Source organism: Nonomuraea sp. NPDC049624 (assembly GCF_040675255.1).
Taxonomy (GTDB): Bacteria; Actinomycetota; Actinomycetes; order Streptosporangiales; family Streptosporangiaceae; genus Nonomuraea.
Genome location: NZ_JBFAOR010000008.1, coordinates 240,164 through 259,598, shown reverse-complemented (window position 1 = coordinate 259,598; position 19,435 = coordinate 240,164). Strand labels below are relative to the sequence as shown.

General features: G+C 71.6%; 24 protein-coding genes and 3 tRNA genes. 13 read left to right on the top strand and 14 right to left on the bottom strand.

The window, feature by feature from the left end; translation table 11 throughout:
- Window positions 1–42: 42 nt before the first annotated feature.
- Both AB0J76_RS32260 and AB0J76_RS32255 read right to left on the bottom strand, forming a co-directional pair.
- The gene (locus tag AB0J76_RS32260; protein WP_352324830.1) at window positions 43–1,053 is read right to left on the bottom strand and encodes an NAD(P)H-dependent glycerol-3-phosphate dehydrogenase; all 1,011 of its coding nucleotides are present in this window, start codon (window positions 1,051–1,053) and stop codon (window positions 43–45) included.
- 4 nt (window positions 1,054–1,057) lie between these two features.
- Window positions 1,058–1,768, bottom strand: coding sequence for a lysophospholipid acyltransferase family protein (locus AB0J76_RS32255; RefSeq protein WP_364391518.1), 711 nt, complete (start codon window positions 1,766–1,768; stop codon window positions 1,058–1,060).
- A gap of 80 nt (window positions 1,769–1,848) precedes the next feature.
- Between AB0J76_RS32255 and cofC the strand changes: the two genes are divergently transcribed.
- Together cofC and AB0J76_RS32245 are read left to right on the top strand one after the other, a co-directional pair.
- The gene (gene cofC / locus AB0J76_RS32250; RefSeq protein ID WP_352324832.1) at window positions 1,849–2,484 is read left to right on the top strand and encodes a 2-phospho-L-lactate guanylyltransferase; all 636 of its coding nucleotides are present in this window, start codon (window positions 1,849–1,851) and stop codon (window positions 2,482–2,484) included.
- A 53-nt stretch (window positions 2,485–2,537) separates the two neighbouring features.
- A complete protein-coding gene (locus tag AB0J76_RS32245) occupies window positions 2,538–2,747 on the top strand; it encodes a hypothetical protein (RefSeq protein ID WP_352324833.1) in 210 nt (69 codons plus the stop codon).
- A gap of 65 nt (window positions 2,748–2,812) precedes the next feature.
- On the opposite strand, the gene AB0J76_RS32240 is transcribed toward AB0J76_RS32245, so the two are convergent.
- From AB0J76_RS32240 to leuC, 4 genes are all read right to left on the bottom strand, one after another.
- Window positions 2,813–3,112 carry an HU family DNA-binding protein gene (locus AB0J76_RS32240; RefSeq protein WP_125637152.1) on the bottom strand — a complete coding sequence of 100 codons (300 nt, stop codon included), beginning with the start codon at window positions 3,110–3,112 and terminating at the stop codon, window positions 2,813–2,815.
- Between the two features lie 99 nt (window positions 3,113–3,211).
- Window positions 3,212–3,439, bottom strand: coding sequence for a hypothetical protein (locus AB0J76_RS32235; protein ID WP_364391513.1), 228 nt, complete (start codon window positions 3,437–3,439; stop codon window positions 3,212–3,214).
- Window positions 3,418–4,005: a 3-isopropylmalate dehydratase small subunit gene (leuD, locus tag AB0J76_RS32230; RefSeq protein ID WP_352352163.1), complete on the bottom strand. Its 588-nt coding sequence runs from the start codon at window positions 4,003–4,005 to the stop codon at window positions 3,418–3,420. The genes AB0J76_RS32235 and leuD overlap by 22 nt, the downstream gene beginning before the upstream one ends.
- Window positions 4,006–4,020: 15 nt before the next feature.
- A complete protein-coding gene (gene leuC, locus AB0J76_RS32225; protein WP_352319072.1) occupies window positions 4,021–5,406 on the bottom strand; it encodes a 3-isopropylmalate dehydratase large subunit in 1,386 nt (461 codons plus the stop codon).
- A gap of 63 nt (window positions 5,407–5,469) precedes the next feature.
- Here leuC and AB0J76_RS32220 point away from each other — a divergent pair, with 63 nt between their 5' ends.
- Entirely contained in the window at window positions 5,470–6,186 is a 717-nt protein-coding gene (locus AB0J76_RS32220) for an IclR family transcriptional regulator (protein WP_352319070.1), read from the top strand.
- Between the two features lie 58 nt (window positions 6,187–6,244).
- Window positions 6,245–7,960 carry a hypothetical protein gene (locus AB0J76_RS32215; protein WP_352319069.1) on the top strand — a complete coding sequence of 572 codons (1,716 nt, stop codon included), beginning with the start codon at window positions 6,245–6,247 and terminating at the stop codon, window positions 7,958–7,960.
- Window positions 7,961–8,092: 132 nt separating this feature from the next.
- Here AB0J76_RS32215 and AB0J76_RS32210 read toward each other — a convergent pair.
- The 4 genes from AB0J76_RS32210 to AB0J76_RS32195 form a co-directional block, all read right to left on the bottom strand.
- Window positions 8,093–8,165: transfer RNA gene (locus AB0J76_RS32210), tRNA-Glu, on the bottom strand.
- 19 nt (window positions 8,166–8,184) lie between these two features.
- A tRNA-Glu gene (locus AB0J76_RS32205) sits at window positions 8,185–8,260 on the bottom strand.
- An 82-nt stretch (window positions 8,261–8,342) separates the two neighbouring features.
- Window positions 8,343–8,921, bottom strand: a complete 579-nt coding sequence (locus AB0J76_RS32200) for a hypothetical protein (protein WP_352319067.1) — start codon at window positions 8,919–8,921, stop codon at window positions 8,343–8,345.
- 601 nt (window positions 8,922–9,522) lie between these two features.
- Window positions 9,523–9,594, bottom strand: a tRNA-Gln gene (locus AB0J76_RS32195).
- 166 nt (window positions 9,595–9,760) lie between these two features.
- Here AB0J76_RS32195 and AB0J76_RS32190 point away from each other — a divergent pair.
- The gene (locus AB0J76_RS32190) at window positions 9,761–11,731 is read left to right on the top strand and encodes a M3 family metallopeptidase (protein WP_352319065.1); all 1,971 of its coding nucleotides are present in this window, start codon (window positions 9,761–9,763) and stop codon (window positions 11,729–11,731) included.
- A gap of 52 nt (window positions 11,732–11,783) precedes the next feature.
- On the opposite strand, the gene AB0J76_RS32185 is transcribed toward AB0J76_RS32190, so the two are convergent.
- Entirely contained in the window at window positions 11,784–12,326 is a 543-nt protein-coding gene (locus tag AB0J76_RS32185) for a PadR family transcriptional regulator (RefSeq protein WP_352319063.1), read from the bottom strand.
- A gap of 54 nt (window positions 12,327–12,380) precedes the next feature.
- Here AB0J76_RS32185 and AB0J76_RS32180 point away from each other — a divergent pair, with 54 nt between their 5' ends.
- On the top strand, window positions 12,381–13,631 hold the full coding sequence (locus tag AB0J76_RS32180) for an MATE family efflux transporter (RefSeq protein ID WP_352319061.1): 1,251 nt from the start codon (window positions 12,381–12,383) through the stop codon (window positions 13,629–13,631).
- Here AB0J76_RS32180 and gltX read toward each other — a convergent pair.
- Together gltX and AB0J76_RS32170 are read right to left on the bottom strand one after the other, a co-directional pair.
- A complete protein-coding gene (gene gltX / locus AB0J76_RS32175) occupies window positions 13,525–14,898 on the bottom strand; it encodes a glutamate--tRNA ligase (RefSeq protein ID WP_352319060.1) in 1,374 nt (457 codons plus the stop codon). The genes AB0J76_RS32180 and gltX overlap by 107 nt on opposite strands.
- On the bottom strand, window positions 14,891–15,667 hold the full coding sequence (locus AB0J76_RS32170; protein ID WP_352319059.1) for a fumarylacetoacetate hydrolase family protein: 777 nt from the start codon (window positions 15,665–15,667) through the stop codon (window positions 14,891–14,893). Before AB0J76_RS32170 ends, gltX begins: the two co-directional genes overlap by 8 nt.
- Window positions 15,668–15,821: 154 nt before the next feature.
- On the opposite strand from AB0J76_RS32170, the gene AB0J76_RS32165 reads away from it, so the two are divergent.
- Genes AB0J76_RS32165 through AB0J76_RS32135 form a run of 7 tightly spaced genes read left to right on the top strand, consistent with a single transcriptional unit; the run spans window position 15,822 to window position 18,791 of the window.
- Entirely contained in the window at window positions 15,822–16,313 is a 492-nt protein-coding gene (locus AB0J76_RS32165) for an Asp23/Gls24 family envelope stress response protein (protein ID WP_352319057.1), read from the top strand.
- A complete protein-coding gene (locus tag AB0J76_RS32160; protein ID WP_352319055.1) occupies window positions 16,310–16,633 on the top strand; it encodes a hypothetical protein in 324 nt (107 codons plus the stop codon). Before AB0J76_RS32165 ends, AB0J76_RS32160 begins: the two co-directional genes overlap by 4 nt.
- Before the next feature lie 30 nt (window positions 16,634–16,663).
- Window positions 16,664–16,852 carry a hypothetical protein gene (locus AB0J76_RS32155; RefSeq protein WP_352319054.1) on the top strand — a complete coding sequence of 63 codons (189 nt, stop codon included), beginning with the start codon at window positions 16,664–16,666 and terminating at the stop codon, window positions 16,850–16,852.
- Window positions 16,849–17,217: an Asp23/Gls24 family envelope stress response protein gene (locus AB0J76_RS32150; RefSeq protein ID WP_352319052.1), complete on the top strand. Its 369-nt coding sequence runs from the start codon at window positions 16,849–16,851 to the stop codon at window positions 17,215–17,217. Before AB0J76_RS32155 ends, AB0J76_RS32150 begins: the two co-directional genes overlap by 4 nt.
- Window positions 17,214–17,861 (top strand): DUF6286 domain-containing protein, encoded by a 648-nt coding sequence (locus AB0J76_RS32145; protein ID WP_352319050.1) that lies wholly within the window; start codon window positions 17,214–17,216, stop codon window positions 17,859–17,861. Before AB0J76_RS32150 ends, AB0J76_RS32145 begins: the two co-directional genes overlap by 4 nt.
- Window positions 17,858–18,424 carry an alkaline shock response membrane anchor protein AmaP gene (locus tag AB0J76_RS32140; RefSeq protein WP_352319049.1) on the top strand — a complete coding sequence of 189 codons (567 nt, stop codon included), beginning with the start codon at window positions 17,858–17,860 and terminating at the stop codon, window positions 18,422–18,424. Before AB0J76_RS32145 ends, AB0J76_RS32140 begins: the two co-directional genes overlap by 4 nt.
- Window positions 18,425–18,449: 25 nt before the next feature.
- Window positions 18,450–18,791 (top strand): antibiotic biosynthesis monooxygenase, encoded by a 342-nt coding sequence (locus AB0J76_RS32135; RefSeq protein WP_352319047.1) that lies wholly within the window; start codon window positions 18,450–18,452, stop codon window positions 18,789–18,791.
- Here the strand turns inward: AB0J76_RS32135 and AB0J76_RS32130 are convergent.
- Entirely contained in the window at window positions 18,788–19,384 is a 597-nt protein-coding gene (locus AB0J76_RS32130; RefSeq protein WP_352319046.1) for an HD domain-containing protein, read from the bottom strand. The two genes, AB0J76_RS32135 and AB0J76_RS32130, sit on opposite strands and share 4 nt — an antisense overlap.
- Window positions 19,385–19,435 lie beyond the last annotated feature (51 nt).

The window sequence follows — 19,435 nt, the reverse complement described above, 5'->3', positions numbered from 1 at the left end:
TGTCCCCCTGACAGCGAGTCGAGCACGCGGTGGCGTCCGGATTCACAAGCCGTACCGTTCGGGTTTGGGCGAGCGGGACATGAGCAGCATGCCCGCCTCCGACGGCGACATGCCGTCGTGCACGACCCCGACGACCACCTCGGTGATCGGCATCTCGACGTCGTGCTTCCTGGCCAGCTCGAGGACGGACTCGCAGGACTTCACGCCCTCGGCGGTCTGCTTGGTGGCGGCGACGACCTCGGCGAGGGTCATGCCGCGGCCCAGGTTCTCGCCGAAGGTGCGGTTGCGCGACAGCGGCGAGGTGCAGGTGGCCACCAGGTCGCCCATGCCGGCCAGCCCGGCGAAGGTGTGGGGGTCGGCCCCGAGCGCGGCGCCCAGGCGGGAGATCTCGGCCAGGCCCCTGGTGATGAGCATGGCGCTGACGTTGTCGCCCATGCCCATGCCCGCCGAGACGCCCACGGCCAGCGCGATCACGTTCTTCACCGCGCCGCCCAGCTCGACCCCGACCACGTCGGTGTTGGTGTACGGCCGGAACCACGGCGGCAGGTGGCAGGCGGCCTGGAGGCGTTCGGCGACCGACTCGTCGGTGCAGGCGACGACCGTGGCGGCGGGCTGGCGGTGGGCGATCTCCTTGGCCAGGTTGGGCCCGGACACCACCGCGACCCGCTCCTCGGGCACCTCGGCGACCTCGCGGATCACCTCGCTCATGCGCTTGGTCGTGCCCAGCTCGACGCCCTTCATGAGGCTGACCAGGACCGCGTCCGGCGGGATGTGCTCGCGCCAGGCGGTCAGGTTCGGCCGCAACATCTGCGAGGGCACGGCCAGCACCACGAAGTCGGCGCCGTCGAGCGCGCGCACGGGGTCGGTGGTGGCGCGCAGCGCCTCGGGCAGCCGCACGCCGGGCAGGTAGTCGGGGTTGGCGTGGTCCTTGTCGATCGCCTCGACCAGCTCCGGCCTGCGCCCCCACAGCGTGACCTCGTTGCCCGCCTCGGCGAGGACCATGGCGAACGTGGTGCCCCACGAGCCCGTGCCGAGAACGGCTGCCTTTGTCATGCCATCACCGCCTGGCGGGATCGTAGGGAGTTTCCGGGGCCTTCTCGCCGCGCAGCTCGGTCAGCTGCTCGGTGATGGCGGCCATGATGTCGGCGGTCGCCTCGCGCAGCACGCTCGCGCGCAGGGGCTGCCCCTCGTACTTGGACAGGTCGACCGGCGGGCCGACGGTGACGTGGAAGGTCTTGCGCGGGAACAGCCTGGGTCTCTTGGCGCCGTACGGGAGCAGCTCGTGGGCGCCCCAGTGGGCGATGGGGATGACCTGCGCGCCGCTCTCCAGCGCCAGCCGGGCGGCGCCGGTCTTGCCCACCATGGGCCACAGCTCGGGATCGCGGGTGCAGGTGCCCTCGGGGTAGAACAGGATGGCCGCGCCGTCGCGCAGCCGCTGGGCCGACGAGCTGAGCGACCTGGCCGCCTCGCTGCTGCCCCGCTCGACCGGGATGACCAGCAGGCCGTTGAGCGCCCGGCCCAGGAAGGGCACCTTGAACAGCGCGGCCTTGGCCAGGATGACCGGCCAGCGCCCGTTGTTGAACAGGAAGTGCGACAGCAGGACGGGATCGCTCCAGGACAGGTGGTTGGCCGCGATGATGATGCCGCCGGTGCGCGGAAGGCGCTCGCCGTTGCGCCAGTCCTTCTTGACCAGGAGCCACGACAGCGGCTTCACCACCGCTACGGCGAATGACTCCCAGAAACGCGAAGGTCGCGTGGGGCGGCTCATGGTCTCCTCCAACCCGTACGGTTTGCGCCCCAAGTCTCCCGGTTGGCCGCGTGGGATGTCGAGGCGAGATGCTTAAGCCTATGAGCAACCGCTGGTCTCTGGTCATTCCGGTGAAGACGCTGGTCGCGGCGAAGACCCGGCTGGCGGCCGCGACGGGTCCCCACCGTACGCGGCTGGCCGTGGCCGTGGCCTGCGACACCGTGGCCGCGGCGCTGGCCTGCCCGGCGGTGGCGCGGGTGATCGTGGTGACCGCCGATCCGGCCGCGGCGGGGCCGCTGGGGGCGCTGGGCGCGCAGGTGGTGCACGATCCCGACCGCGGGCTCAACACCGCGTTGCGCACGGGCGCGGCCCATGCCGTACGCGTCGCGCCCGGCGAGGCGGTGGGCGCCCTCCAGGCCGATCTGCCGGCCCTGCGACCGGCGGAGCTGGCGACGGCGCTGGCCGCGGCGGCCGAGTTCGACCAGTCGTTCGTGCCGGACGCCCAGGAGGTCGGCACGACGTTCTACGGCGTGCTCGCCGGGCGGCCGTTCACGCCGCGGTTCGGCGGCGAGTCGCGGGCCAGGCACCTGGCCGGCGGCGCGAAGGAGCTGTGCGTGCCGGGCATCGACTCGCTGCGGCGGGACGTGGACACCCCCGACGACCTGCGCGCGGCGCTCGCCCTGGGCCTGGGGCGGCACACGGCGGCGGTGGTCGCCGACCTGTGGCCGGGGGCGTGACCCCGCGGGCCGCCTCTCGCCCGCCGGGCGGCGGTCGGCTTAGGCTGGAGGGCGTGCAGGCGACGGTACGCAGCTTCGACGAGGTCACCCGTTCCGGCTCGGTCTTCCTCGACGACGGGACGGTGCTGGAGTTCGGCACGCGCGCCTTCGACGCGGGGCCGCTGCTGCTGCTGCGCACGGGGCAGCGGGTGAACCTGGCGACCGACGGCGGGCAGATCACCTACATCACGCTGTCGACGTTCCCCATTCCCGCGCCCGAATGACGACGCGGTCCCGGAAAACAGCGAACGCCCGGGCGTGGGCCGCCCGGGCGTGATGTCCGCTGAGACTATTTCTTCTTGCCGACCTGCTTGCCGCCCTCGTTCACCAGGTCCTTGAATTCGGAGCCGGGACGGAACTTGGGCGCCCAGCTCTCGGCGACCTTGATCTCGGCGCCGGTCGACGGGTTCCTGGCAGTGCGGGCGGGCTTGTTCACCATCTCGAACGCGCCGAAGCCCGTGATGGAGACCTTGTCCCCGCTCGCCACGGCCTTCTGGATGGCCTCGATGACCGCGTTGACGGCCTCGGTGGCCGTCCTTTTGTCGCCCACCCGATCGGTGATGGCGTCGACGAGCTCTCGCTTGTTCATGAAAGTCCTGCTCCCCCAGTGACGGCTCGGGGTTCCAGCTCTCGAGTTCGACGTAGAAACCCCTTACGCGCTCGAAAGTAGGCGGGATCGCGGGGGAACTCAATCACCCTGCGTGTTTTCCCCCTCGCGTGGCGTGTCGAGAGCGCCCAGAAAGGCGTCGAGCCGGGCGGCCGCCCTTTCCGGATCGCGCTTGGCGAGATCGCAGATGGACAGGTATCGGCGGGCCGCCCGTTCCTTGTCGGCGGCGGGGAGCAGGCGGACGCGGCGGTGCGCCTCGCGCAACCGCCGCGCCAGTTCGTCGTCCTCTAGACGGTCGTCGGCAGCCATGGCTGCCGACCATTCTCGTACGCGGCCACGTCGTCGGCGTGACGCAGGGTCAGGCCGATGTCGTCCAGGCCCTCGGTGAGGCGCCAGCGGGTGTAGTCGTCGATCTCGAACGGCACGACCTCATCGGCCCAGCGGACCTGGCGTTCCAGCAGGTCGACGGTCACCTGCAGCTTCGGGTCGGCCTCGACGGCCGCCTGCAGGGCCTCCACCTTCTCGGCGGGCAGGACGACCGGCAGCAGGCCCATCTTGGTGGAGTTGTTGCGGAAGATGTCGCCGAACCGGGCGGCGATCACGGCGCGGAAGCCGTACTGCTGCAGGGCCCACACGGCGTGCTCGCGGGAGGAGCCGGTGCCGAAGTCGGGGCCGGAGACCAGGATCGAGCCGCCCTCGTAGGAGGGGTCGTTCAGGACGAACGTCGGGTCCTCGCGCCAGGCGGCGAACAGGCCCTTCTCGAAGCCGGTGCGGCTGACCTGCTTGAGCCAGACGGCCGGGATGATCTGGTCGGTGTCGACGTTGCTGCGGCGCAGCGGCACCGCCGTACCGGTGTGGGTGGTGAAGGCGTCCATCGGTCTGGTTCTCCCTTACAGGTCGGCGGGGGCGGTCAGGCGGCCGGTGACCGCGGTCGCGGCGGCGACCTGCGGCGACACCAGGTGGGTGCGGCCGCCCTTGCCCTGGCGGCCCTCGAAGTTGCGGTTGGAGGTGGAGGCGCTGCGCTCGCCGGGCTTGAGCGTGTCGGGGTTCATGCCCAGGCACATCGAGCAGCCGGCCTCGCGCCACTCGGCGCCGGCGGCCTTGAACACCTCGTGCAGGCCCTCCTGCTCGGCCTGGAGCTTGACCAGCATCGACCCGGGCACGATCAGCGTGCGGGTGCGGACCTGGCGGCCGCGCAGGATCTCGGCGGCCGAGCGCAGGTCCTCGATGCGGCCGTTGGTGCACGAGCCGACGAACACGGTGTCGACCTCGATCTCGCGCAGCGGCGTGCCCGCGGTCAGGCCCATGTACTCCAGCGCGCGCTCGGCGGCCGAGCGCTCGACCGGGTCGGCGAAGCTGTCGGGGCTCGGCACGGACTCGCCCAGCGGCAGGCCCTGGCCGGGGTTGGTGCCCCACGTGACGTACGGGGTCAGCGTCGAGGCGTCGATCTCCACGACCTTGTCGAACACGGCGTCGTCGTCGGTGCGCAGCGACTTCCAGTACTCGACGGCCTGGTCCCACAGCTCGCCCTCGGGGGCGTGCGGGCGGCCCTTGAGGTAGGCGAACGTGGTCTCGTCCGGGGCGATCACGCCGGCGCGGGCGCCCGCCTCGATGGACATGTTGCAGACGGTCATGCGGCCCTCCATGGAGAGCTTGCGCACGGCCTCGCCGCGGTACTCGACGATGTAGCCCTGGCCGCCGCCGGTGCCGATCTTGGCGATGATCGCCAGGATCAGGTCTTTGGCCGTGACGCCGGCGGGCAGCTCGCCCGAGACCTCGATGGCCATCGTCTTCGGCCGGTAGGCGGGCAGCGTCTGGGTGGCCAGCACGTGCTCGACCTCGGAGGTGCCGATGCCGAACGCGATGCCGCCGAAGGCGCCGTGGGTGGAGGTGTGGGAGTCGCCGCACACGATCGTCATGCCCGGCTGGGTCAGGCCGAACTGCGGGCCGATGATGTGCACCACGCCCTGGCCGGCGTCGCCCATCGGGTGCAGCCTGATGCCGAACTCGGCGGCGTTCTTGCGCAGCGTCTCGACCTGGGCCTTGGAGACGGGGTCGGAGATCGGGCCGAGCACGGTCGGGACGTTGTGGTCCTCGGTGGCGATGGTGAGATCGGGCCTGCGCACCTTCCGGCCGGCGAGACGGAGCCCGTCGAACGCCTGCGGACTGGTCACCTCGTGAATGAGGTGCAGGTCGATGTAGAGCAGGTCGGGTTCGCCCTCCGCACGGCGGACGACGTGCTGCTCCCAGACCTTCTCGGCCAGTGTGCGGCCCATGATCTCCTCCTTGAGATTGCCTCCGACTTGCTTTCTCATATGTCGAGACGGCAGTATCGGTGTATGGACAACTCTAGCGGAGTCGGAGTACTCGACAAGGCCGTTCTTGTACTCAATGCCCTCGAAGCGGGTCCCGCTTCCCTGGCTCAGCTCGTCCAGGCCACCGGCCTGGCCCGCCCCACGGCCCACCGGCTGGCCGTCGCACTTGAGCACCACCGCATCGTGAGCCGCGACACCCAGGGCAGATTCGTGCTCGGGCCGCGGCTCGCGGAGTTGTCCACGGCGGCCGGCGAGGACCGGCTGCTCGCGGTGGCCTCGCCCGTGCTGATGCAGCTGCGCGACCTGACCGGCGAGAGCGCGCAACTCTACCGGCGCCAGGGTGACGAACGGGTGTGCGTGGCGGCGGCCGAGCGGGCCAGCGGCCTGCGCGACACCGTCCCGGTTGGCTCGGCGCTGCCCATGACGGCGGGCTCGGCGGCCCAGATCCTGCTGGCCTGGGAGGAGCCCGACCGGCTGCACAGGGGCCTGCGCGGCGCCAAGTTCACCGCCGCCACCCTCGCCTCCGTGCGCCGCCGCGGGTGGGCCCACAGCGTCGGCGAGCGCGAGCAGGGCGTGGCCAGCGTGTCCGCCCCCATAAGGGGCAGCGGAGGCAAGGTGATCGCGTCCGTCTCGGTCTCCGGGCCCATCGAGCGGCTCACCCGGGCGCCCGGCCGGTTGCACGCCGTGCCCGTCATGGCGGCCGCCGAACGCATCACCGAGGCCATGCGCCGCACGTCATGATCGGCGAAAGCTCGTATTTCGGGGGCCGACTGCCTCGCGGGCGCACTAGCCTGAGTGCGTGACAGATCGCATCGAGGTAGCCGCCACTGAGCTGCGACCCCTGCTCGAAGAGTTCATCATGTGGGCGCGTTCCAACGCGCCCGACAGCGACCCCGAGCTCGTGGGGCCTGCCGCACTCTGGCACCGTCTCGCCTTCTCGCAGGACCTCGGCACGTGGAAGCGTGCCGACCTGCGCAACCTGCTGCTCGACCGCATGCCGAAGGTCGTGGAGGATCCCGACGCCGCCGCCGACGGCATGCTGCCCGCCGTCGACGCGTACCTGACGTTCCTCTCCCAGACCGGCAGGCTCGCCAAGGGCTCCGACTCCCTCGCCGACCTGCAGGCCGAGCTCGACGACGTCGAGGACGAGTTCGTCGAACTCATGGAAGACCTGCTCGACGACGACGGCGCGGGTGACGACGAGGAGGACGAGACCGGCGACCTCGGCGACTTCGAGGCGTTCGCCGACGAGCTGGCCGAGCTCGACACGATCAGGCTGCGCCCCGACTCCGAGCTGGCCGCGGCCGCCCGCCAGGCCCCGCTGGTCGCCAAGGCCCGCGACCTGGCGCTGTGGGTCGGCTCCGGCCGCCGCGTCGGCGAGGACACCCTGCTCACCGACGCCGAGGTGGAGGAGGCGCTGGCCGCCGTCGGCCTGCCCAGGCCCGAGACCGACGGCCCGGTGGCCGAGGCGGTCCCGCAACTCTGGAACATCTGGAACCTCGCCGTCGACCTGGAGTTCCTCGAACCGGGCGAGGGCAACACCGTGGCCGTCCAGGACGACACCTCCGAGTGGCCGTTCGACGACGACGAGGACGTCCTCGACGCCTGGATGCTCGGCCTGCACTCGGTCGACTACGGCGACCCCGAGCTCGACGACGACGACCTGACGATGGCGCTGGCCGGCCTCACCCGGGGCCTGCTGGTCAGGCTGCTGCTGGCCGGCGGCTCGCGCGAGCGCGACGACCTGGCCCGCGACCTGGCCGAGGCCGCCGCCGACCTCGACGAGCTGGGCGGCGACGCCTGGGAGGCGGCCGGCGACCCGCTGGCCCCCGCCATCGACTGGCTGACCGGCTACGGCATGGTCGAGGTCGAGGGCACGACCGTGCGCCTCACCCCGCTGGGCACCGAGGGCGTCGTCCACCTGGTGGACGACGCCGACATCGAGGTCGACGCCCGGCCCGCGATCGAGTCGATGAGCGCCCACGAGCTGCTCGCGCTGAGCGCCGAGCTGCCCGAGGACGAGGCCGACGCCGAGTTCGCCGCCTGGATGCGGCTCAGGGAGCCGGCCAAGGCCGCCGAGGAGCTGCTCGAAGCGGCGGCCGAGGACGAGAGCGACGCCCTGATCCGGGTGCAGGCGGCCAGCGTGGTGGGCACGCTGGGCGAGGCCGCCGTCCCAGCCTGGCAGGCGGCGCTCAAGCAGCCGTCCCTGCGGCCGTACGCGGCGACGCACCTGAGCCAGCTCGGGGTCGAGGGGGCGCCCGAGCCCACCCAGGACGACACCCACTGGCTGATCCTCGACATGTGGACGATCTCGGCCGGGCTGGGGCGTTCGGAGTTCGTCAGCAGTTTGCAGGACATCGGGCCCGACATGGTCAGCGGGCTTCTCGAGGTGATCTGGAAGATCCCGCACGCGCACGTCGAGGAGCTGCTGGATCTGATCTCCCAGGTCCACCCCGACAAGCAGATCGCCAAGGCGGCCCGCCGCGCCCTGTTCAAGGCCCGCTCCTCGGCCTGATCGCACCCCGGCCAGGGCCCCGCGCGAACCGCGCGGGGCCCTGTTCCGTGCGCAGGCCATTCTCGGCCGCGGCAGCCCGTAGAACGCGAAAAACGCCCCGATGCTTGACGCACCGGAGCGTTTGGGTGAACGTAGTCCCGACCGGATTCGAACCGGCGCTACCGCCTTGAGAGGGCGGCGTCCTGGGCCACTAGACGACGGGACCTTCGCACAGCTTGTGATCGTGGTAGTCCCGACCGGATTCGAACCGGCGCTACCGCCTTGAGAGGGCGGCGTCCTGGGCCACTAGACGACGGGACCTTGTCCACAAGCTGGTGTGCCGGGTCTCCCCGGCGACGCAGGTAACTCTACCGCACCCCGCAGACCACAACCAAACCGCTTATCAGCGCATGAGATCGGGCCTGTGGCGGCGGACCCAGTCGCCCATCGGCCCCCGTTCCCACAGCGGGTCGATCTCGCCGAGCGGGATCGCGACCTCGGGCCGTCCGGTGACGGGGTCGGCGGGCACCCGAGCCAGGCGCTCGCGCATCCACCGCGGCGCCTGCGGCGGGAGCGCGCGTTCGCCCCACCCGACCAGCCCCACCGACCGCAGCGCCTGGACGCGTACGCGTACGCCGCCGGACCGGCCAAGGAGCCGCGGGTCGGCCGGCTGGGTGTCCACCACGCCGATCCGGGTGATGTCGGGCCAGCGCAGGCGCACCTGGAAGCCCCGGGCGTCGGCCAGCTCCACGCCCTCCGGCGAGAAGCGCACCACCGTGCCCGCGACCAGACGGCGGTGCTTGACGACGAGCACGCCGGTCAGCGCCGCCGTGGCGAGCGCGCCGACCAGGACGCCCAGCGCCGAGCTGCCGGTGAAGACGGCCCCGAGCAGCAGGCAGACGGCGAAGAAGAGCGCCAGCGGCGCGGCGAACGGCGCGACGAAACGAGCGAGGCCGCCCTCGCGCATGCGGAATTCCTCCATGAGGCGAGGGAGGCTACCCGCCGAGCACCCGGCAACGGAAGGCCACGACGGCGGCGCGACCTCCCGCCGAGCAGCCCGCGACGGAAGGCCACGGGGGCGCGGCCTCCCCTCGTACGCGGCCCGCACCGCTCGTACGCGACCCGCACCGCTCATTCGTGGCCCGCACCGCACGTGCCGGCTCCTCCCGGCGGGCGTGCAACCGGCCGGCCCCACGTCGAGCGCGGGCATGACGTCGGCCGCCTCGCCCGCGATCTCCGTCCAGCCCGCCGGCCTCCGGGCACGCCTTCCGCCCCGAAGCCCTCAACAGCCTCCTGCGGAACGAAACCGCACCCGCCGTCACACGGATGTCCAGCATGACGACTTCGTCCGCGTACGACAGGGTCAGGGCCGTCCTGGGGACGTCGGCGTGTCCGACGCGGACGCGCGGACGCACATCAGGCACACGGGACCATCTGATCAGGAAGGCGGCCGTGGCCACCCCGGGCAACACGGTCGCGGACCGCCGGAGGATCAGCGAGATCCTGGACGGCCTGGCGATCCGACTGACCGCCGACACGAAAAAACGGATGTCTCTCAGAGAGATATCCGTTTCGTTGACTTGCTGGGGTACCAGGACTCGAACCTAGACTAACTGAACCAGAATCAGTCGTGCTGCCAATTACACCATACCCCACCGCTGCGAACCCCTTCTCGGAGCGCGCTTGGCGACGTCCGAAAGAATAGCCCAGCTCGGGGGGTAAGACCAAAACGATTGCCGAAGCGGCGTCCGGCCGCCTGCGGCACGGGCTCTGACGTGCCAAGCTGAAGAGGACAAAACACCACGTGGAGGAGCCCAAGCGTTGGCCGAGAACCCGTTCTTCGCCCCTAGTAGCCTGCCGTACCAGCTGCCGCCGTTCGCGGACGTCCGCGAGGAGCACTACCTGCCCGCGTTCGAGCGCGGCATGGCCGAGCACCTGGCCGAGGTCGACGCGATCGCGAACAACACCGAGCCGCCCACCTTCGACAACACGATCGCGGCCCTGGAGCGTTCGGGGCGGATCCTCGACCGCACGGCCACGGTCTTCTTCAGCATGGCCGCGTCCAACTCCAGCGACGGGATCATGGAGATCGAGAAGGAGATCTCCCCGAAGCTGACCGCGCACAACGACGCGATCCGCCTCAACCGGGCGCTGTGGGCGCGGATCAAGCAGGTCGGCACGTCCGACGCCGAGGAGGCGTGGCTGCTGGAGAAGTACCGGGAGGACTTCGTCCGGGCCGGCGCCGACCTGTCGGAGCCGGAGCAGGACCGGCTGCGCGAGCTCAACGGCGAGCTGTCGAAGCTGTCGACCGAGTTCGCGCAGACCCTGCTCAAGGCGTCCACCGAGGAGGCCCTGGTCCTCACCGACCCCAAGGAGCTCGACGGCTTCGACGAGGCGAGGATCGAGTCCCTGCGCCAGGACGACGGCACGTACGTCCTGCCGCTGCTGAACTTCACCAACCAGCCCGGCCTGGCCCAGCTCACCGACCGGGACGTGCGCCGCCGCCTGTACGAGCGGAGCGTCGGCCGCGCCCCCGGCAACTTCGGCCGGGCCGCCAGGATGGCCACGCTGCGGGCCGAGCGGGCCGCGCTGCTCGGCTTCCCCGACCACGCCGCCTACTCGGTGGCCGACCAGACGGCCAAGACCGTCGAGGCGGTCGAGGAGATGCTCGGCCAGCTCGTCGGCCCGGCGGTGCGCAACGCCGGCAAGGAGGCCGAGGCGCTGACCGAGCAGGCCGGGTTCGAGATCGAGCCGTGGGACTGGTCGTACTACTCGGAGAAGGTGCGGCTGGCCCGCTACGACTTCGACGCCGACGCCATGCGCCCCTACTTCGAGCTGAACCGGGTCATCAGGGACGGCGTCTTCTTCGCCGCCACCAAGCTCTACGGCATCACCTTCACCGAGCGGCCCGACCTGCGCGGCTACCACCCCGACGTGACCGTCTTCGAGGTGTTCGACGAGGACGGCGGCGCGCTCGGCCTGTTCCTGCTCGACCCCTACGCCAGGGCGAACAAGCGCGGCGGGGCGTGGATGAACAACCTGGTCGACCAGTCGCACCTGTTCGGCGAGCTGCCGGTGGTCATGAACAACCTCAACATCACCAAGCCGGCCTCGGGGCCGACGCTGCTGACGTACGACGAGGTGAACACCGCCTTCCACGAGTTCGGCCACGCGCTGCACGGGCTGTTCTCGCAGGTGCGCTTCCCGCGCGTGTCGGGCACCAGCGTGCCGCGCGACTTCGTCGAGTACCCCTCGCAGGTCAACGAGATGTGGGTGACCTGGCCGGAGGTCCTGGCCAACTACGCCAAGCACCACGAGACGGGCGAGCCGATGCCCGCCGAGCTGGTGGACAAGCTCAACGCGGCCGAGAAGTTCAACCAGGGCTTCGCGACGGTGGAGTACCTGGCGGCCACGCTGCTCGACTGGGCCTGGCACCGGCTGGCGCCCGGCGAGCAGGTGGCCGACGCGCAGGCGTTCGAGCAGCGGGCCCTGGAGGCGGCCGGGATCGACGTGCGGCTCGTGCGCCCGCGTTACCGGACGAACTACTTCGCCCACATCTTCTCGGGCGGCTACAGCGCCGGCTACTACTCCTACATCTGGAGCGAGGTGCTCGACGCGGAGAGCGTGGAGTGGTTCAAGGAGAACGGCGGCCTGACCAGGGCGAACGGCGACCACTTCCGCCGCGAGCTGCTCTCCAGGGGCGGCAGCATCGACCCGCTGACCGCCTTCCGCAACTTCCGCGGGCGCGAGCCGGGCATCGGGCCGCTGCTGGCCCGCCGCGGCCTCGACTGACCGCCGCTCCCCCGCCCCCCAGACTCCCCCGCCTCCCCCGATGAGGCTTTCCCTACGGCTCCGGCAGCTCCTCGATGCGCTGCCGGAGCCATTCCTTCTCCGCCCGGCTCGACGCGCGGGCGATCTCCAGCATCCCCCGCCGGTACGGGTCGGGCTCGTCCTTGATCCGGACCGGCCGGCCGTCCTCGTAGAAGAAGCTCGCCGGGGCCTCCAGGAAGGCCAGCCGGCGGCGCAGCACCCGTGACCGGTCGGCGGGGTCGGGCAGCGCCGACAGGAACGTCAGCAGGGCGAAGAAGCGCGTCTGGTCGCTGACGTCGAGCTCGCTCGGCTCGCGCAGCCGCCGCAGCAGCTCCTCGCGGCCCTTGCCGGTGAGCGTGAGCACCTGCCTGCGGGCCGCCGCCGCGCCCGCCTCCTCGTGCCGCTCGACCAGGCCCTTGCTCTCCAGTCTCGATATGGCGGGGTAGAGGGCTCCGTCGCTGACCGGGCGGAGGTGGCCGGTGAGCGCGGTCAGGCGGGCCTTGAGCTCGTAGCCGTGCATCGGACGTTCGTTCAGGAATCCCAGGATGGTGAGGGACAGATCCCCGCCGCTTGCCATGTCGTGCATCGTAACGCTATACCTCTAAACGAGGTACAACGAAACGAGGTACGCATGTTCAGGCTGGCTCTCCCCATCTACGTGGAGCTGCTCACCGCCGTGGTCGCGGTGGGGGTGATCGACCTGCTGTGGGTCTCGGGGCTCGGGGAGGGCGCCCTCGCGGCCGTCACCGTGGGCACCACGGCCGAATACCTGGCCTACGGGCTGTTCCTGGCCGTCCCGACGGGGGTGACCGTGCTGATCGGGCGGCGGGACGGGCACGCGCCGATCGGACCGGTGATCAGGACGGGCTGGGTGTTGTGGGCCGCGTTCTCGGTCGCCGTCGCCGTCCCCGGCGTGTTGCTGCGCGAGCCGCTGGCGGCCCTGTTCACCGACGATCCCGGGCTGACGGCCGGCTTCTTCCTGATCTCCCTGGCCGGGCTGCCGGTGTTCTTCGCCCAGACCGTCGTGGACGGCATCCTCAAGGGGCTGGGCAACACGAAGACCCCCATGCGGAACGCGCTGATCTGCAACGCCCTGGTGGTCGTCCTGGACCCGCTGTTCATCTACGGCCTCGACCTGGGCGTCCAGGGGGCCGCGCTGGCCACCGTGGCGGCGCGGCTGGTCACGCTCGGGGTGGCCGCGACCTCCCTCGTACGGCTCCGCGCCGCCGGCGGCGACGGCCTGCTCGCCGGCGAGGTGCTGCGGACGGGCCTGCCCATGTCGGGCGACTTCCTGGCCCGCTCCCTGGTGGGGATGGCGCTGGTGGAGATCGTGGCCGGGTCCGGCACGGCCGAGGTCGCCGGGTACGGCATCGGCCAGAAGATCATGCTGGCCGGGGTCATGGTCTTCTACGCGCTGCGCCAGGCGGCGATGATCCGTACCGCGCGGTCGGAGCCGGTCGGGTCACCGCTGCGGCTCGGGCTGGTGACGGGGGCGGCGGTCGCGGTCGTGCTCAACCTGGTGGCCGTGCCCGCGGCCGGGCTGTTCACCGACGACCCGGCGGTGGCCGTGGGCTTCCTGCGCTGGATGGCGCTCTACCTGGTGCCGTTCGGCGGGCTGATCGCCGTCGGCGGGGTGCTCCAGGCGAGCGGAAGGGGCAGCCGCCTGCTCGCCGCCACGCTGGCGGGCTTCGCGGTGCAGCTGCCCCTCGCCTATCTGCTGAGCTCGTGGCTCGGTGTCACGGGGGTGTGGCTGTCGATGGCCGTCGGGTCGTCGCTCAGCCTCGCAGGCGCGCTAGCGCCGCTCGGATCCGCTCCATGGAGCGCTCGCGCCCGAGCACCTCGATCGACTCGAACAGCGGCAGGCCCACCGTCCGGCCGGTGATCGCCACGCGCACGGGGGCCTGGGTCTTGCCCAGCTTGAGCCCGAGCGGCGCGCCGACCTCCTCCAGGGCCTCCTTGAGCGACTCAGGGTCCCAGGCGACCGTCCGGAGGCGGTCGAGATAGCCGTCGAGGATCTCCACCGGGGAGTTCTTCATCGCCTTGTCCCAGGACGGCTGGTCGAAGACGGGCTCGCCGAGGAAGAGGAAGTCGACGTTCTGCCGGATCTCCGACAGCACGCCGATGCGGGTCTGGGCCAGCGCCGCGACCTTGCTGAACAGCTCGCGGTCCCAGGTGGGGTCGAGGTAGGGCGAGCAGCGCTCCTCGAAGGTCTCCAGCGGCAGGGCCCTGATGTACTCGCCGTTGAAGGCCCGCAGCTTCTTCTCGTCGAAGAAGGCGCTGGCGGAGTTGACGTCCTCCAGCCTGAACAGCGGGACCATCTCCGCCCACGGCATGATCTCGCGGTCCTCGCCGGGGCCCCAGCCGAGCAGCATCAGATAGTTGACCATGGCCTCGGCGAGGTAGCCCTCGTCGCGGTAGTCCTCCAGGGCCACCTTGTCGCGGCGCTTGGACAACTTCTTGCGCTGCTCGTTGACGATCACCGGCAGGTGGGCCCAGACCGGCGGGTTGGCGCCGAGCGCCGGCCACAGCAGCACCTGCTTGGCGGCGTTGCCCAGGTGCTCCTCGCCGCGCACGACGTGCGTGATGCCCTGGGTGATGTCGTCGACGGCGTTGGCCAGCACGTAGAGCGGCGAGCCGTCGGTGCGGGCGATCACGAAGTCTTCCTGGGCCTCGTTGGGGAACTCGACGTTGCCCCTGATCAGGTCTTCGACGAGGGTGACGCCCTCGTCGGGGGTGCGGAAGCGTACCGCGCCCTCGCTCAGGCCGCGCTCGCGGCAGAACCCGTCGTAGCCCTTGTGCTCGGAGCCGGTGCGGGCCACCAGGGTCTCGCGGGTGCAGTCGCAGTGGTACGCCCTGCCGTCGGCCAGCAGCTTGGCCACGGCCTCGCGGTGCTGCGGCTCGTAGGCCGACTGGAAGTAGGGGCCCTCGAACACCGGGTTGGTGCCGTTGATGCCGATCCAGTCGAGCGCCGAGATGATGCCCTCGGTCCACTCCGGACGGTTGCGCGTGGCGTCGGTGTCCTCGACGCGCAGGACGAAGCGGCCGCCGGACTGTTCGGCGAGGGCCCAGTTGAACAGCGCCGTGCGGGCGCCGCCGACGTGGAACATGCCGGTCGGGGACGGGGCGAAACGCACCCGTAGATCAGTCACGGGAGACCACCTTGTTCGTGAGAGTGCCGATGCCTTCGATGCCGACGCTGACCTCGTCGCCGATCTCCAGCGGGCCGATGCCCGCCGGGGTGCCGGTCAGGATGACGTCGCCGGGGATCAGCGTCATGACGGCGCTGACGTAGGCGACCAGCGCGGGGATGTCGTTGATGAGCTGGCTGGTGCGGCCGCTCTGCCGGATCTCGCCGTTGACCGTGGTGGTCAGCGCGAGGTCGCTCGCGTCGAGATCGGTCTGGATCCAGGGCCCGAGCGGGCAGAACGTGTCGAAGCTCTTGGCCCGGGTGAACTGCACGTCCTTCTTCTGCAGGTCGCGGGCGGTGACGTCGTTGGCGCAGGTGTAGCCGAAGATGACGTCCTTGACCCGGTCGACGGGCACGTCGCGACAGAGCCTGCCGATCACCACGGCCAGCTCGCCCTCGTAGTCGACCCGGTCGGACAGCGAGGTCGGGTAGGCGATGGCCTCGCCGTGGCCGATCACCGACGTGGACGGCTTCATGAAGATGAGCGGCTCGTCGGGCACCTCGTTGCCCATCTCGCGGGCGTGCTCGGCGTAGTTCCTGCCGATGGCGACGACCTTGCTCGGCAGCATCGGGGCCAGCAGCTTCACCTGGGACAGCGGGAAGCGCTCGCCGGTGAACTGCACCTGGCCGAACGGATGGCCGGAGACCGTGGAGACGAACTCCTCTCCAGGGCCGCCTTCGACCACGCCGAACGACACGCCTTCGCCTGTGGAGAACCTCGCTATACGCACCTGACAAGGCTATCGCCGCCGCCGGAGGGGTCCGCCCACCGCCAAAAAAGTCAGGAACTCTCCATAAATGGCCCCAGAGTCCGTTTTGTAGCGCATCGGCGGTTGTTGGGCGGATATCTCTGCTTATCAGAGACTTCTACGGGGGTGACGGAACGTGCCGGACACGATGGTCAACCAGACTTCTGCCGTACCGCGGGCCAGAACGCAGGAGGGCGGGCCGGCGACTTCGCTGGTCACCGACAAGGGCACGACGAGCATCGACGACGTCGTCGTCGCCAAGATCGCCGGACTGGCCGCACGCGAGGTCTCCGGCGTGTACGCCATGGGCGGCGGCGCCGCCAGGGCGCTCGGCAACGTGCGCGGGATGGTCGGCGGTGAGCGCAGCGTCGCTCAGGGCGTCTCGGTCGAGGTCGGCGAGCGCCAGGCGGCCGTGGACATGGACCTGGTCGCCGAGTACGGCACCGCCATCCCCGACCTGGCCGCGGCCGTGCGCAGGAACGTCATCGCGGCGGTCGAGCGCATGTGCGGCCTGGAGGTGACCGAGGTCAACATCAGGGTGGACGACGTGCACCTGCCCGGCCAGGACCGCGACAGGGACCGCGGCAGGGGCGAGGACGCCGAGCAGCCGGAGCCCCGGGTCCAATGACCGGGCCCGGCGCCACCGCCTACACGCGGGACGACGCCGACGCCGACGCCAAGGCGGAGGCCGAGACGCTGGCCGAGCTCGTACGGGCCTGCCCGGGGGTGGCGGGGCTGTCCGGCGGCCCGTTCGGGACGGTGGCGACGTACCTGCCCGGGGCCCGGGTGATGGGCGTCTCGGCCGACGGGGACACGGTGGAGATCGCCATCGTGGCGACCCTGGAACGGCCGCTGCCCGAGACCGCCGAGGACGTCCGCCGGGCGGTGTGGGAGCCGGGCGGCGGGCGTCCCGTCAACGTACGCATCGACGACGTGATCGACACGTGATCGACACGTGATCGACGACGTGGAGGAATCATGAGCAACGTCCCTTGGCTGCCGGTCATCGGCATGGCGGTCGGCATCATCCTCGGACTCGCGGGGGCCTTCGGCGGCCTCGGCGCATTCCTGCTCGTCCTCGTGCTCGGCGCGGTCGGCTTCCTGGTCGGCAAGGTCGCCGAGACCGGCGAGGTGAACCTGTCCGGCCTGACCGCGAGGCGGCGATGACCACCACTCCCCACGTCACGGTTCCCCGGCAGCGGCTCGCGCCGGCGGCCGAGCCCGAGCGGCGGGGCCGTACGGAGGTTGCCGAGCGGGTGGTCGCCAAGATCGCCTGCTGCGCGGCGCGGGAGGTGCCCGAGGTGCTCGACGTGCGGCTGGGCGGGGCGCCGTGGACGCATTCGTCCAGCGCCGAGGTGCGCGGCGAGCGGGCCACCCTGAAGCTGGACGTGACCGTCGCCTACCCGGCCCCGCTGCACGCCGTGGCCGCGCGGCTGCGGGAGCACGTGCGCAACCGGGTGGCCATGCAGACCGGCCTCGACGTCACCCGCCTCGACGTGATCATGACCGATCTGGCGGGAGGCCCGGCATGACCCGCCCTCTCCCGTCCGGGGAGCCCGAGGAGGCGCGGGGGGCCGTCCCGGTGGGAGCGGGGGAGCCGGGGGCCGCGCCGCCGCGGGACAAGGGCGCCGACCGGGCCGCGGTGCGCGCGTTCCGGCCGCAGCGCCGGGTGCCCGCCATCGTGGTCGCCGTCCTGCTCACGCTGCTGGGGCTGCTGGTCGCCGCCGAGACGATCTCCGCGCTGGCCGGCAGCCCGTTGCGATGGCTGCCCTACGACCGGATGCTGGCGTGGGCGACCACGACGCCGTGGTCCGACCCGCTGTTCCTGACCGGGGCCGCGATCGTGGCGCTGGTGGGCCTGGCGCTGCTGGTCACGGCCCTGGTGCCGGGACGGCCGCGGATGGTCCCCGTGCGGACCGGCGACCCCGACCTGATCATCGGCGTGCGTCCCAAGAGCTTCACCAGGGCTCTGGAGCACGCCGCCGAGGAGGTGCCCGGGGTGCGCTCGGCGCACGCCAGCCTGCGCGGCCACACGGTCGCCGTCACCCCCGCCACGTCCGGCTGGGACGACGAGGGCTTCGGCCGGGCGGTGCGCGAAGCCGTCCTCACCAGGCTCGCCGGGCTGGACCCGGTGGAGCCGTACCGGGTGGCGGTCAACGTCAAGGAGCGCCGATGAACAGGAAGACCGGCCGCGGCAACCGGTGGGGGCTGGCCCTGGTGGGGCTGGTGCTGGCCGTGCTCGGCGGGCTGGCGCTGGCCCGCGGGCTGCTGGGGCCGTCCACCCCGATCGTGGACGCGGGCGTGCGCGGTTTCTTCGCCCGCAACAGCCCGCCCGTGTGGTGGGCCGTGGCCGCGGCGTCGGTCCTGGTCGCGCTGCTGGCCCTGCGCTGGCTGGTCGCGCAGGGCCGCAGGGACGCCCGCACCCGGCTGCGCCTGGAGGCCGGCCCGGACGGCGTCACCGAGATCGCCGCGGGCGGGATGGCCCATGCGGTCGCCGCCGACGTCGCGGCCAGCCCCGCCGTCCTGAACGCCGACGCCGACCTGGTCGGCCCGCGCGGCCACCCGGAGGTGCGGCTGCGCGTGGCCGCCGACGAGGCCGCCCCGATGAGCGAGCTGAGCGAGCACCTGTCCCGGGTCACCCTGCCGAACCTGCGGGACGCGCTGGACAGGGATCACGTGCCGGCGGTGGCCCGCGTTAGCCTGGAGCCCTCACCTGCGACGCAGCGGGTCGTGCGCTAAGGCTTTCGCCGAGAGGGGTCCTCCGTTGTCCATCGTGAAGATCAACGTCCTGACCGTGCCCGCCGAGATGCGGGAGGAGCTGGAGCGGCGGTTCTCCGGCCGGGCCGGGATGGTCGAGTCGGCCGACGGGTTCGAGTGGTTCGAGCTGCTGCGGCCGGTCGAGGGCACCGACCAGTACCTCGTCTACACGCGCTGGCGCAGCGAGGAGGACTTCCAGGCCTGGCAGCAGGGCCAGGCGTTCCAGCGCGGCCACGCCCAGGCCGCCGCGGGGCAGGGTCAGGGGCACGGTCACGGGCAGGGCCCGGCGGCGACGGACTCCCAGGTGTGGAGCTTCGACGTCGTGCAGAGCGCCGGGCCCAAGGGCTAGGCGTCGAGGGGGTTGGCGGCGATGCGGTCGGCGATCCCGCCGCGCACGAACCGGCCCGCGTAGCTCGACGGCTTGCGCGCGCCCTGGTCGGCGATGCAGGCGGCGAACTCCTTGGCGATCTCCAGCCGCGGGTAGCGCTCCAGCACCTCACGCCGCACGCCGTCGGGGATGTCCTCGGTACGCCGGCCGGAGATGTCCATGCCGGTGGAGAGCTCCAGCAGGTGGCCCTCCGGGTCCTCCTCCACCGGCACCTCCTCCCACATGTGCCTGATGATCACCTCGGCGGCGCGCAGCCGGCGCTCGGGCGACCAGCCGGCCCCCGCGCAGAAGGCCCAGGCCACGTGGCCGCCGGCCTCCTCGTACGGCACCGTGTGGCTGTCGAACTCGGCGACCAGGCCGATGTCGTGCAGCATGGACGACACGTAGAGCAGCTCGGCGTCGAAGTCGATCGCCCTGCTCTGGGCGTACGCGGCGGCCCACAGGTACGCACGCAGCGAGTGGTTGAGCAGCGAGGGTGTCTGGTAGCGGGTGGCCACCTCCAGCGCGCCGCGGCAGGCGGGCGTGTCGGGCAGCACGATGTCGTCGAATCTCACGGCTCCAGCATGACATTCACGCCGCCGCAGGCACCGGCGGGCATCGGGCCG

What these genes read in the sequence shown, in the direction of transcription:
- AB0J76_RS32260 (WP_352324830.1), bottom strand. Translation starts at nt 1,053, where the DNA reads ATGACAAAGGCAGCCGTTCTCGGCACGGGCTCGTGGGGCACCACGTTC.
- AB0J76_RS32255 (WP_364391518.1), bottom strand. Translation starts at nt 1,768, where the DNA reads ATGAGCCGCCCCACGCGACCTTCGCGTTTCTGGGAGTCATTCGCCGTA.
- cofC (WP_352324832.1), top strand. Translation starts at nt 1,849, where the DNA reads ATGAGCAACCGCTGGTCTCTGGTCATTCCGGTGAAGACGCTGGTCGCG.
- AB0J76_RS32240 (WP_125637152.1), bottom strand. Translation starts at nt 3,112, where the DNA reads ATGAACAAGCGAGAGCTCGTCGACGCCATCACCGATCGGGTGGGCGAC.
- AB0J76_RS32235 (WP_364391513.1), bottom strand. Translation starts at nt 3,439, where the DNA reads ATGGCTGCCGACGACCGTCTAGAGGACGACGAACTGGCGCGGCGGTTG.
- leuD (WP_352352163.1), bottom strand. Translation starts at nt 4,005, where the DNA reads ATGGACGCCTTCACCACCCACACCGGTACGGCGGTGCCGCTGCGCCGC.
- leuC (WP_352319072.1), bottom strand. Translation starts at nt 5,406, where the DNA reads ATGGGCCGCACACTGGCCGAGAAGGTCTGGGAGCAGCACGTCGTCCGC.
- AB0J76_RS32220 (WP_352319070.1), top strand. Translation starts at nt 5,470, where the DNA reads ATGGACAACTCTAGCGGAGTCGGAGTACTCGACAAGGCCGTTCTTGTA.
- AB0J76_RS32200 (WP_352319067.1), bottom strand. Translation starts at nt 8,921, where the DNA reads ATGGAGGAATTCCGCATGCGCGAGGGCGGCCTCGCTCGTTTCGTCGCG.
- AB0J76_RS32185 (WP_352319063.1), bottom strand. Translation starts at nt 12,326, where the DNA reads ATGGCAAGCGGCGGGGATCTGTCCCTCACCATCCTGGGATTCCTGAAC.
- AB0J76_RS32180 (WP_352319061.1), top strand. Translation starts at nt 12,381, where the DNA reads ATGTTCAGGCTGGCTCTCCCCATCTACGTGGAGCTGCTCACCGCCGTG.
- AB0J76_RS32160 (WP_352319055.1), top strand. Translation starts at nt 16,310, where the DNA reads ATGACCGGGCCCGGCGCCACCGCCTACACGCGGGACGACGCCGACGCC.
- AB0J76_RS32155 (WP_352319054.1), top strand. Translation starts at nt 16,664, where the DNA reads ATGAGCAACGTCCCTTGGCTGCCGGTCATCGGCATGGCGGTCGGCATC.
- AB0J76_RS32150 (WP_352319052.1), top strand. Translation starts at nt 16,849, where the DNA reads ATGACCACCACTCCCCACGTCACGGTTCCCCGGCAGCGGCTCGCGCCG.
- AB0J76_RS32145 (WP_352319050.1), top strand. Translation starts at nt 17,214, where the DNA reads ATGACCCGCCCTCTCCCGTCCGGGGAGCCCGAGGAGGCGCGGGGGGCC.
- AB0J76_RS32140 (WP_352319049.1), top strand. Translation starts at nt 17,858, where the DNA reads ATGAACAGGAAGACCGGCCGCGGCAACCGGTGGGGGCTGGCCCTGGTG.